Source organism: Singulisphaera rosea (genome assembly GCF_054877945.1).
The window spans coordinates 68,546-80,170 of record NZ_JBTYIP020000008.1; the positions used below are offsets into that span (position 1 = coordinate 68,546).

Here is an 11,625-nt window from a genome sequence, read left to right on the forward strand (position 1 = left end):
TGCGGCCCCCAAGTCAAGCCGCCGGGGCCCGCGTGGCGGCGATGCTCGCGATCAATCGTTATCAATCGATTGTTGATAATAGAGTTTGAGATAACTTTCGTATCGTCCGAAATGGATCTGTCCCCAGTGCACGGCATCCTTGACGGCGCACTCGGATTCGTGGGTGTGGGAGCAGTCTGGGAACTTGCAGAGCGGGATGTAGGGCCGGAACTCGACGAAGTGCCCCTCGACCGCCCCCGGGTCGACCCCCCAGAGCTCGAACTGCCGAAGGCCAGGCGTGTCGACGACGTGGGCGCCGGAGTCGAGGCGAATGAGCTCCGCGGTCGTCGTCGTGTGCTTCCCCTTGGCGGTCCAGCCGGAGACCTCGCGGATTCGCAGATTCAAGCCGGGCTGGATCGCGTTCAGTAGCGAGCTCTTGCCGACGCCGCTCTGGCCAGAGAACGCGATCGTCCCCTCCGAGAGCATGGAGCGGAGCCGTTCGATCCCGAGGCCGGTCGCCGCCGAGGTGGCGAGCGTCTCATAGCCGAGCTGAGTGTAGAGGCCGATGATCCACTGGTAGGGCGCCAGGTCGACGAGGTCGGCCTTGTTCAGGACGATGACCGGGCGCACGCCACCGGTCTCGGCGGAGATCAGGTAGCGGTCGATCAGCGGGAGCTTGAGCCCGGGCTCCTCGAAAGCGGAGACGATGAGCACCTGGTCGATGTTGGCCGCGATCACGTGTTCGCGGCGTCGATACCCGCGCGTGATCGTACTACGCCTCGCCTCGATCTTTTCGATAAGGCCCTCCTCGCCCGAGGCCACGGCCGGCCTGAACCAGACCTGGTCGCCCGCCGCGATGACGTTCCGCCCATCGATCGCCATGGTCTTGAGGATGCCGCGAACGTGACAGGAGTGGGCGTGACCTTCGGCATCCTCGACGATCGAGAGCAGCCCGTGGACCCGGACGACACGGCCAGGGACACAATTCGAGAGGTCCACGGCGCGGCGTTCCGGGGACTGAGAGTCGGACCCGGCGTCGCTGGCGTCGGTGATGATCGTCCGATGTCGCGAGAGATCCCCCTTGGCACGGACTCGCTCGCCGGCCGCGGGCTCGACGCGCGGACCCCCTTCCTGGGAGAAGCTCCGGGTCAGGTCGTTGGCCCGCGTCCGCTTCTGCCGGTTCTTCTTGAACGCGACCCGGACCTTCTTCTTCTTCGACACACACACCGCCTTTTCCTTGGGAAGAGCTGAATGCCGCCTACCGTCGCGTCACGACTTGATTCCGAGTATGCCGAGGCCGCTTTCATTATTCTCAGCCGCGAACGACTCACTCTCCTCCCCCGGTAGGCGAGGCACTCTTGCCCCACTTTTGCTGCGGGAGTTGAGGCAAATGCCGCAGGTCCGGAGTGCTCCGCTCTTACCGGGGAAGCTGAGACAAATTTTGCGGGGCAGGAGCGCCCCACCGACCGGGGGGATCATCTTCCTACGAATCACGCGGTTCGGGATAGCCCCAACGCCTCGCGTTGACGCATATCACTACGGCGATGGTAGACGACCCCCGGCGGCCCTTCAACGGCTCGTCGCGACCATCCGCGAATGCGGAGATCCAAACGACCCAAGAGAGGCCATAAGGGCTCGAGGATGGATGACCAGGTCCGGAGCGGGCCCATCTCACCGGGACGGGCCCGCTCCCGAGTCGGTGGGGCTCAGCGGGCGTGCAACGGGCGACGTCCCGCGGATCGGTCGCCGTTCGTGTTCACCGCCTCGGTAAGGACCTGCAAGGCCCGTTTCGGGTTCGACGTGTGGAAGATCCCGAGCGACTTGCCCGTTGCCGAGGCGCTCGACGCGTAGGCATACTCGATGTTGATGTGCTCTTCGGCGAGGCGCTCGAGGATGCGGGACAGGGCTCCGGCTCGATTGTCCATCGAGACGGCCAGGACTTCGATGCTCGTGAATTCGGCCCCCAGGGTGTTCAAGACCTTCTTCGTCCGGTCCAGGTCGTCGGTGACGAACCGGAGGACGCTGCGTTCCGAAGCGTCCATCACGGACAGCGCCTGGATGTCGATCTTCTCGTGCGCCAGCGCCGAGCAGATCTTCGCCAGGCGACCGGGCTTGTTTTCCAGGAAGGCCGTCACTTCTTGCACGAATACCATCGGATCATCTCCCCAAAACCAGGATCATGACCAAACGCGTGCGAACCCGTCTCGAGACCGTTCCTCCCTGTCCCTCATCCGCGACCTGAAGTCGCCGCCAATCGGCGCGACCGGATCAGGCGAGCCGCCCCGGCGGACCCACGTGGTGTGCAGGCGCGTCGTCCGATACCGCATCAGGTCAGTCGGTGGGGGGACCGACCCACCGACATCCGCGGGCTGGTGATCGTCTCACCTCCGGTTTCTACGCAGAGCCGGCGCGAATGGACCATCCGAAGTCGGCCGGCTCTTTGCGTTTTCTCAGTCGAGATCTCGACGTCGACGTCCACCCTGAGGCGGGGTCGGTGCTCCCGGAACTCCCTTCGGAGTTCCCGGTGCCCCCGCGGCGGGCTTCGCCGCGTCCCCTGCCTTCGGGTCAGGCTCGCCTTCGAGCAGCGACTTGGGCAGGAGATTCGAGGCCAGTGCGTTCAGGATTTTCGGGCTGAAGAGCGAGGGGAATGCCTCTCGCATGACGATCCGGATCCCCTGGTCGTCCGACGCGATGGCGAACGTGCTCTGGAAGAGCAGTTCCTTGATGGATTCGGCGGAAGGGAGCTTATCCGGGTCGATGTTGAACTCCACGACCCCCACCGTCGCCTTGGCGTTGTTAGCCCCGCCCGGTTGATTGAGAGGCGCCTGCCCTCCCGGCGGCCGAGCTCCAGGTCGGCCGAACTCGGCATCGCGACGCATCAGTTGCTCCCGGCTGGCGCCGGGAGGAACGAAGCCGGCGCCGGCCGCGGGTTGCCCCGGCGGACTCGAGGCTCCCGGACGCGAACCTCCTCGGGGGTCGTTGCCGGGCGCCCCTGGGGCACCGGCGACGGCCTGCCTCGTCAAGATCAGCGTGTTGATCGTCGCCTGGACCTGCCCCGGGAGCCCAGCCAGTTCCTCGGGAAGCGTGTCGCGAGGATCGCCGAGGCTCAGGAAATTCAGGCCGTCCGGCAGCAGGTCGAAGGCGGTGGTCAGTTCGTCGGTGGGGGCCCAGGACTCACCCTTCTTGATCTCCAACGCTTGGCGGGCCGACTCCGGAGAGACCGACAGCGCGATCTCCTTCTCTCCGAGACGGACCGTCGGGCGTATACCCGGGGGGAGCTTGCCGAGCTCGCTGGGCAGGCTGAAGACGAACGAGCGTGTCTGCCCCGGCATCAGGCGAAACTCGGGCGTCGGCACGCGGTCTCCCTTGCGCCTGGCGGTCTTCGAGGCGGGGCGACCGGCCCGCCCCGGCTCGTCCGCCTCGGCGTCCTCGGCGGGCGTGAACTTGGCCCGGAGCTGCTGATTGACGAAGATCATCAACCCGTCGAGTGCGGGCCCGAATGTGACGGAATTGTCGACGTCCACGAGGAAGGTGTAGCGCGGTATCTGGATGATGCCCAGCATGGCCGACATCGCGCCATACGCCCCCGCGAACGCCTCGGGCAGGACCGGCGGCTCGGCCTCGCTCTTGGCGGCGGAACCGGGCGCGATGTAGAAGGCGATCTTGGGGCCGAGGTGGGCCAGGACATCCTTGCGGAGTTGGAGACGCGACTTGGTCTTGAGAGTCTCGACTCCTTGGTTCAGTGCCCGCAAGATCGGAGGGGGGAGCGCCCCGTCTCCTTTCGTAAGCAGGTCGAAGGCCTTGGCGAGATTCAGTGAGACGACGACGAAGGCGTCGATCTCCGCGGGCATCGGCGGGAGCGACTTGCGGTCGAAGGTCGGCCCATCGAACAGGGAAAGGAGCCCCTGGCGAGGCTTGGGCGACCCGATCCGGACTACGCTCATCAACGCCTCGTCCGAGAAGCCCCAGCGGACGTCGAGCTTCTGGGCCCCGGAGAGGGCTGTCTTCACCGGGGTGCTCTCGAGGATCCGAGGCTCCACGAAGCCGAACGCGACGGGTTCGAACCGGTCTTCGGCCTTGCTCAGCTCCACTCGAGACGGGTGCTCGACGGCGTTCGGATGTTTCCCGTCGATGACCTCGCCGACGAAGTCGGCCGTTTCGGGGAGGTCATCGACCGCGATCAGGTCTTCGCCTTCTGCCCACCAGGTCCACTTCCGAGCGGCGTTCGTCCCGGTCATCAGGACGAGGGATCGGCCGCTGGGACGCTTGGAGAGTTCGGCCTTTCCGGGCATGCGGGAAAGCATCACCCGACTGAAAAGCGCCCGGGCGTCCTTCCGGGCCGCCGACCGGATCACGAGGGCGCTGACGGGCTTCCCGGACTGCTTGGAGGGGACGAACGACGTATAAACAAAGCCGTTGTAGGCCAAATGTTTGAGCATCTTGACGACGTCGGCACCGGTCACCTTGCGATTGGCACCATCGCCCTTGTTCATGTCGAACACTTGGGCCCCGAGGTCCTCGAGCATGGCCCCGAGTGTCGTCTCATTCAGGAGACGGAAGGCCGCCGTCTTCTTCCAGGACTCCTCGTGGGATGCGAGCCCGCTGAACTCCAGATAGAGGACGAGGTTCTCGCCGGGGATGTAGCGGGCGAGGGGCCGAGTGTCGGGCGGGGGAGGAGGAGTCGCGCTCGCCGTGGCCGATGGTGGTGCGGCGGAGGCCGAGCCGACGACCAACGTCAGCATCAGGACGCCGAGTGAGGACCGAACGAGGCGCCAACGAACCGGATTTCGTCGCACGAGGGCGGTCCTTTCGCGAGGATCCTGTGGCGGGCCGAAGGAAGAGCCAAACTCAGGAGCCGGGAGGAATGTTGCGGGTGAGCCGATGGCCGTTCGCGTCTCGGGAGATCGGATCTCCCGAAGGGGAACGAGGGCTTTCTCGTCCAAAGTCAGCTCGCCCTTACAACTGGCATCCTATAAGCCAGGAAGTCCCCGCGCCAACACCCCACTTCGCCGAAAGTCTCCGAGATCGCGCGTGGACGGAGCCCGAGTGGAATGCCCCGATGCCAACGGCTTGATCCACCCCATTCCTCGAGCTCATGGGCTCGCTGGGCCAGGGGAAGACGAAGCTCGTTCGATGCTTGACAGTCCCCGAGCGAATCCTCTACGATACCTCGCGCCCGTTCATTTTTTGGACCGGATTCGTGGAGGCGAACAGTCCTTTGGGATGGGCCGGCGAGCGTTGAAGAACCCGGAGTCCGACCTCCCCTTCAAACGTTCGATCGCCGGCTCTCGCCGGACGACCGACGCGCGATCGATCACGAAGGTTTGCTCGGGATGCGGGGCGTCGGGGCGAGCGGCCCGGTCCCCGGCATCCCGTCGTCGTTACCCTCCCGGCCTCGCCGAACTCCGGCCCCGTGGTTTCCGAATTGGAGAGCCCCGCATGCGGATTGCCTTGGACGCGATGGGGGGCGATCATGCCCCCGGCCCGATCGTCACCGGCGCCATCGAGGCCGTCCACGATCAGCCGGACCTGACCGTCGTGCTCGTCGGCGATCGCGAGCGGATCGAGGCCGAGCTGCAGAAGGTCCCCGACGCGCCCCGCGACCGCTTGGTGATCGAGCACGCCAGCCAGGTCGTCGGCATGGACGAGAAGCCGGTCGAGGCGCTCCGGAAGAAGCGGGACAACTCGATCTCGAAGTGCTGGGGCCTGATGGCCACCGGCGACGTCAAGGCCGTCGTCTCGGCCGGCAACACCGGTGCCATGGTCGCCTCGGCCCTCTTCAACGCCAAGATGTTCCTCCCCGGCGTCCGACGCCCGGGGATCGCCGCGATCTTCCCCTCGCATCGAGGCCCGATCGTCATCATCGACGTCGGCGCCAACATGAACCCGAAGGCCGAAGACCTCTATCAGTACGGCGTCATGGGGGCGATCTACGCCGAGGCGATCCTCGGCGTGAGCGAGCCCAAGATCGCCCTGATGAACGTCGGCACCGAGGACGACAAGGGGACCGACCTGACCAAGGCCACCCGTGCCCTCTACCAGGCGAGCCCCGTCGCGAGCCAGTTCATCGGGAACGTCGAAGGGCGTGACATCTACGAGGGGAACGCACGGGTGGTCGTCTGCGAAGGGTTCGTCGGCAACGTCCTCCTCAAGGCGGGTGAGGGGGCCGTCGAGTTCCTCTTCGCCTCGCTCAAGGGCGAGCTCGCCAAGCTCCTCCCGAGCCTCCCGCCCGAGGCCGGCCAGGCGATCATCGGCAGCCTCAAGGGCCTCAAGACGCAATTCGAATACCAGGAGTTCGGCGGCGGACCGCTCCTCGGGATTCGAGGCGCGTGCATCATCTGCCACGGTGCGTCGGGCTCCAGGGCGATCAAGAACGCCCTCCGAGTCGCCGCGACCATGGCCGACGACAAGGTCAACGCCTTGATCGTCGAACGCCTCGCCGCCGAGCACGGCGTCGCGGAATAGTCGAGTCGAGCCGACTAAGGGCCTGTCGGGGAGACTTCGAGGTTGCCCCGCAGGCTCTCGAAAAGACGCGCTCCCACCCTTTCCCTTTCGCCCGCCAAAGGCCTCGAAGCCGACGCCGTTGGTTCTGTTTTTGGACAGCCTCACGAGGTTAGCGCCCGATGCCGAAAATCGCCTTCCTTTTCCCCGGACAAGGGGCCCAAGCCGTCGGCATGGGTCGCGAGCTCGTGGCCGAGTTCGCGGAAGCCCGCAAGCTCTTCGATCGCGCCGCGGAGATCCTTGGCTTCGACCTGTGGAACGTCTGCGTGGAAGGACCGGCCGACGCCCTCGAGGCGACCGACGTGAGCCAGCCTGCGATCTTCGTCGCCAGCCTCGCCGCCCTCGAAGGGTTGAAAGCGACCGATCCCGAGGTCGTCGCGAAATGCGAAGGGGCCGCCGGCCTCAGCCTCGGCGAGTACACCGCCCACGTGTTCGCGGGGGCCATCGACTTCGAGACCGGGCTGAAGACTGTGCGACGCCGGGGCGAGGCGATGCAGGCCGCGGCCCTCGCCACTCCGAGCGGTATGACCAGCGTCCTGGGTCTTGACGAGGCTGCCGTCGACGAGCTCTGCAAGCGTGTCGCCCCCCAGGGGAGGCTCTGGAAGGCCAACCTTCTCGGGCCGGGCAACATCGTCGTCTCGGGCGAGAACGAGGCCCTGGCCCAGGTGGAGGCGGTCGCGACCGAGCTCGGAGCGTCTCGGGTCATCCCCCTGAAGGTCGCCGGGGCCTTCCATTCCGAGCTGATGAAGCCCGCCGACAGCCAACTCGCGGAAGCCCTGGCGGGGGTCACGATCAACCCGCCGAAGGTCCCGGTCTACTCGAACGTCGACGCCTCGCCGCATTCCGAGGCGGATGATATCCGCCGGACCCTCATCGCGCAGGTGGTCGGCGAAGTCCGCTGGGAAGACTCGATGCGCCGGATGCTCGCCGATGGCTTCGATACCTTTTACGAGATCGGCCCCGGGCGGGTCTTGACCGGCCTCTTGAAGCGGGTCGACCGCAAAACACCGTGCACGAGCGTGCCGGCCCGCTGAGCGTCGGCCCCGGTGAAATCGACGTCCACCGAATTTTGCTCACTTGTTGAAACCAGGGGGGCGTCCCGACGGCCAGCCTCCGGAGCATGGCAAGCCCTTCGCGCATTCTTGATTTGGGGTTGAACGGCCAAGTCAGCGGGGATTATAACCAGTCCAACCCCCATCCCGGATGAAGATTCCGGCGAAACGAGCCCCCCGCAGCGGAGGATGTTCCGAACATGGCCAGCGGCGAAACGGTGCAGGGATGTCGAGTCGACCTCAACGGCCAGGTGGCACTCGTCACCGGTGCCTCGCGGGGGATCGGACGGGCGATCGCGATCCGGCTAGCCGCATGTGGGGCGACCGTCGCGGGCGTCGCGAGGACGTTGCAGGGGCTTGAGGGAACGCTCCAGGCAATCCGGGATGCCGGCGGTGTCGCGGAAGGGTTCGCCGCCAACGTGGCGGACTCGGCCGACGTCAATCGAGTCGTCGAAGAAGTCGAAGCGAAATTCTCCAAGATTCATGTCTTGGTGAATAATGCCGGCGTGACCCGAGACGGCCTGATGCTGCGGATGGAAGAAGACGCCTGGCAGGAGGTCATCGACACCAACCTGAAAGGGACGTTTCTCTTCTCAAAGGCCGTTGGCGCCATTATGATGCGAGGCCGTTACGGCCGCATCATCAACGTGAGCAGCGTCTCCGGTCTGGTGGGTAACCCCGGTCAGGCCAACTACTCCGCGAGCAAGGCGGGGGTCATCGGATTCACCCGGACGATCGCCCGGGAACTCGCCCCGCGAAACATCACGGTCAACGCGGTCGCCCCGGGATTCATCACCACGGACATGACGGACGTCCTGCCCGAGAAGATCAAGACCGAGGTCAAGGAGCGCGTCCCGGTCCGGCGACTCGGCAATCCCGAGGACATCGCCGACCTCGTCTGCTACCTGGCTGGCCCCGGGGCCAGCTATCTGACCGGTCAGGTGATCGCGGTCGACGGCGGGATGACGGCCTGAGCGTGGGGTCGATGGGGCCCCGAGTTGTCGAAGGCGTGTCGGAGGTGAGTCCTCGCTTTCGACGACTCCGTGGACATTTGAGTCGGGGGTTGTTAGCTTCGGACGTCTTACGGCTCACTCTCTCCCTTGGGATTGACGTCGTGACGCGGTTTGACCGATAAGGTTGGGGACATCCTCGTGGCGCCGGCTGTGGCTCGGCTTCCGGTGGCTCGGCCGAGGATTTTTTCAGTGCCATGCCGACGAACGACCCTCATTGCCGGATCCCGAACCGTTACGACACGGTGTGAGGGCCGGCCTTGACTCGAATTCGAGAATACGATCAGGAGATTCGCCCGTGTCCGTGGAAGAACGCGTGATCGAAATCGTGAGCGAGCAAATGGGCGTCGCCAAGGACCAGGTGACCCGCGAAACCTCGTTCGTCAACGACCTGGGTGCCGACTCCCTCGACACCGTCGAGTTGGTGATGGAGTTCGAGGAAGAGTTCGACATCACGATCCCCGACGAGGAAGCGGAGAAGATCCAGACCGTCGGCCAGGCGATCCAGTACATCGAGGAACACAGTAAGTAAAATGGGTATGCCACGCCGAGTCGTCATCACCGGCATGGGGGTGGTTACGGCGCTGGGCGACACGCTGGACGGGTTCTGGTCGTCGCTTTGCGAAGGCCGGAGCGGCGTCGGGCCGTTGACCCTCTTCGACACGACCGACTTCAAGGTGCACTTCGGCGGCCAGGTGCGCGACTGGGATCCCGTCGCGCGTTTCGGCGCCAAGGAAGCACGCCACCTCGACCGTTTCGCCCAGTTCGCCATGGCCGCCAGCATCTCGGCGGTCGCCGACTCGGGTATCGATTTTTCGAAGTATCAACCGCATAGCTGCGGGGTGATCATCGGGTCGGGGATCGGTGGGCTCAACGAGTTCGAGACCCAACACGCGACCATGATCGCGAAGGGTCCGTCGCGGATCAGCCCGTTCACGATCCCGAAGCTGATGGTCAACGCCGCCAGTGGGCAGGTCTCGATCCGTTGGGGCCTCCGCGGCCCGAACACCGCGATCGCGACGGCCTGCGCCTCGGCGGCCAACGCCATCGGCGACGCCTTCAAGGCCATCCAGTTCGGCCACGCCGACGTGATGATCACGGGCGGCAGCGAGGCCGCGATCACGCACATGGGCCTCGGCGGGTTTGCGTCCATGCGGGCCCTGTCGACCCGGAATGACGATCCAACCCGCGCCAGCCGCCCATTTGACCGCGACCGCGACGGTTTCGTCCTCTCCGAAGGGGCGGGGATCTTGATCCTCGAAGCCGAAGAAGTCGCCCTCGCTCGCGGGGCTCGCATCTACGCCGAGATGCTCGGATACGGGATGTCGGCCGATGGCTCGCACATCACCGCACCCGACGAGGAAGGTCGAGGGGCGGCCCGAGCCATGTCCCTCTGCCTCGCCGACGCCCAGTTGGCCCCCGAACGCATCGATTACATCAATGCGCACGGGACCAGCACCGGCCTCGGCGACCTCGCCGAGACGATCGCGATGAAGTCGGTCTTCGGCCCTTACGCCAAGGAACTGAAGGTCTCGAGCACCAAGAGCGAGCTCGGGCACCTCCTCGGTGCCTCCGGCGGGGTCGAGTTGATCGCCTCGACCTTGGCGATCCACACCGACGTCCTTCCGCCCACCATCAACCTCGAGCATCCCGACGAGGGCTGCGACCTCGACTATATCCCCAACGTCGCTCGCGAAGCCCGCGTCGACCACGTGATGTCCAACAGCTTCGGCTTCGGCGGCCATAACGCCAGCCTCATCGTCGGCCGTTATCGGCCGCGCTGAGGCCGGTCCCGGCCCTCGATCCGAGTCGCCCGCCTCCCCGAAATGATGCCATCCTCGAATGAACACACCAGCGATTGACCTCCTGGGGGGGCGTGGCGAGACATCTCCCCTCTCCTCGGCCGAAATCCAGCGCTACGCCCGCCACCTCATCATGCCCGAGGTGGCGATGGAGGGGCAGAAGCGGCTCAAGGCCTCGAAGGTGCTCTGCATCGGCACCGGAGGCCTTGGCTCTCCGCTGTCCCTCTACCTCGCCGCCGCCGGCGTCGGGACCATCGGGCTCGTCGATTTCGACGTCGTCGACGTCTCGAACCTCCAGCGCCAGATCATCCACTTCACGGCCGACGTCGGCCGGCCGAAGGTGACGAGCGCCCAGGAGAAGCTCCAGGCGATCAACCCGGAGCTGAATGTCATCCGGCACGAGCAACCGCTCGACAGCAGTAATGCGCTGGGACTCTTCGCCGACTACGACGTCATCGTGGACGGGACCGACAACTTCCCCACCCGCTACCTCGTCAACGACGCCTGCGTCCTGCTCGGCAAGCCCAACGTCTACGGGTCGATCTTCCGGTTCGACGGCCAGGCCTCGGTCTTCTTCCCGCCGCATGGGCCCTGTTACCGGTGCCTCTACCCGGTCCCTCCGCCGCCGGACCTGGTCCCGAGCTGTGCCGAGGGGGGCGTGCTCGGGATCCTGCCCGGCCTGATCGGCGTCGTCCAGGCGACCGAGACCGTCAAGCTCCTGCTCGGCTCGGGCCGTCCCCTGACGGGCCGCCTGCTGCTGTACGACGCCCTCGACATGTCGTTCCGCGAGATGACCGTCCGCAAGAACCCGAAGTGCCCGATCTGCGGGCCGAACCCGACGATCACCGCTTTGATCGACTACCAGGAGTTCTGCGGTGTCCCCGGAGCCCATGCCCCGGCCGAGACGGCTCCCGAGGGCGACACGATCTCCGCAAAGGAGTTGAAAGCCCTCCTCGACCGCGGCGATCGACCCTTCATCCTCGACGTCCGCAACCCCGAAGAGATCGCGATCTGCCGGATACCCGGCACGACTTTGATCCCACTCCCTGAGCTCCCGGCCCGACTCGGCGAGCTCGATCGATCGATCCCGATGATCGTGCATTGCAAGAGCGGGGCCCGGAGCGCCAAGGCGATCACCTTGATGCGCGAAGCCGGCTTCACCCGCCTCCGCAACATGACCGGCGGGATCCTCGCGTGGATTAAGGACGTCGACCCGAGCCTCCCCAACTACTGATCGTCCCCACTGCCGCCAATGGCGAAGGCGTAAGTGTGTCCGGGATT

General features: G+C 65.7%; 9 protein-coding genes. 6 read left to right on the plus strand and 3 right to left on the minus strand.

From position 1 onward, the window contains the following. Positions 1-51: 51 nt before the first annotated feature. From rsgA to ACYOEI_RS16005, 3 genes are all read right to left on the minus strand, one after another. The gene (gene rsgA, locus ACYOEI_RS15995) at positions 52-1,200 is read right to left on the minus strand and encodes a ribosome small subunit-dependent GTPase A (protein WP_462850522.1); all 1,149 of its coding nucleotides are present in this window, start codon (positions 1,198-1,200) and stop codon (positions 52-54) included. A 485-nt stretch (positions 1,201-1,685) separates the two neighbouring features. After that, the gene (locus tag ACYOEI_RS16000) at positions 1,686-2,132 is read right to left on the minus strand and encodes an ACT domain-containing protein (RefSeq protein ID WP_462850523.1); all 447 of its coding nucleotides are present in this window, start codon (positions 2,130-2,132) and stop codon (positions 1,686-1,688) included. A gap of 297 nt (positions 2,133-2,429) precedes the next feature. After that, positions 2,430-4,775, minus strand: a complete 2,346-nt coding sequence (locus ACYOEI_RS16005) for a hypothetical protein (protein WP_462850524.1) — start codon at positions 4,773-4,775, stop codon at positions 2,430-2,432. 643 nt (positions 4,776-5,418) lie between these two features. Here ACYOEI_RS16005 and plsX point away from each other — a divergent pair. The 6 genes from plsX (at position 5,419) to moeB (ending at position 11,578) form a co-directional block, all read left to right on the plus strand. Beyond that, positions 5,419-6,444, plus strand: a complete 1,026-nt coding sequence (gene plsX / locus ACYOEI_RS16010; RefSeq protein ID WP_462850525.1) for a phosphate acyltransferase PlsX — start codon at positions 5,419-5,421, stop codon at positions 6,442-6,444. A 158-nt stretch (positions 6,445-6,602) separates the two neighbouring features. Further along, positions 6,603-7,514 carry an ACP S-malonyltransferase gene (gene fabD, locus ACYOEI_RS16015; protein ID WP_462850526.1) on the plus strand — a complete coding sequence of 304 codons (912 nt, stop codon included), beginning with the start codon at positions 6,603-6,605 and terminating at the stop codon, positions 7,512-7,514. A 218-nt stretch (positions 7,515-7,732) separates the two neighbouring features. Beyond that, positions 7,733-8,506 (plus strand): 3-oxoacyl-[acyl-carrier-protein] reductase, encoded by a 774-nt coding sequence (gene fabG / locus ACYOEI_RS16020; protein ID WP_462850527.1) that lies wholly within the window; start codon positions 7,733-7,735, stop codon positions 8,504-8,506. A 334-nt stretch (positions 8,507-8,840) separates the two neighbouring features. Next, on the plus strand, positions 8,841-9,074 hold the full coding sequence (gene acpP, locus ACYOEI_RS16025) for an acyl carrier protein (protein ID WP_462850528.1): 234 nt from the start codon (positions 8,841-8,843) through the stop codon (positions 9,072-9,074). Position 9,075: 1 nt separating this feature from the next. After that, positions 9,076-10,326 (plus strand): beta-ketoacyl-ACP synthase II, encoded by a 1,251-nt coding sequence (gene fabF, locus ACYOEI_RS16030; RefSeq protein WP_462850529.1) that lies wholly within the window; start codon positions 9,076-9,078, stop codon positions 10,324-10,326. Positions 10,327-10,384: 58 nt separating this feature from the next. Next, on the plus strand, positions 10,385-11,578 hold the full coding sequence (gene moeB, locus ACYOEI_RS16035) for a molybdopterin-synthase adenylyltransferase MoeB (RefSeq protein WP_462850530.1): 1,194 nt from the start codon (positions 10,385-10,387) through the stop codon (positions 11,576-11,578). Positions 11,579-11,625: the final 47 nt, after the last annotated feature.

Bases quoted from the DNA above. Each gene is read 5' to 3' on its own strand.
- ACYOEI_RS16000 (WP_462850523.1), bottom strand. From the start codon at position 2,132: ATGGTATTCGTGCAAGAAGTGACGGCCTTCCTGGAAAACAAGCCCGGT.
- plsX (WP_462850525.1), top strand. From the start codon at position 5,419: ATGCGGATTGCCTTGGACGCGATGGGGGGCGATCATGCCCCCGGCCCG.
- fabD (WP_462850526.1), top strand. From the start codon at position 6,603: ATGCCGAAAATCGCCTTCCTTTTCCCCGGACAAGGGGCCCAAGCCGTC.
- fabG (WP_462850527.1), top strand. From the start codon at position 7,733: ATGGCCAGCGGCGAAACGGTGCAGGGATGTCGAGTCGACCTCAACGGC.
- fabF (WP_462850529.1), top strand. From the start codon at position 9,076: ATGGGTATGCCACGCCGAGTCGTCATCACCGGCATGGGGGTGGTTACG.
- moeB (WP_462850530.1), top strand. From the start codon at position 10,385: ATGAACACACCAGCGATTGACCTCCTGGGGGGGCGTGGCGAGACATCT.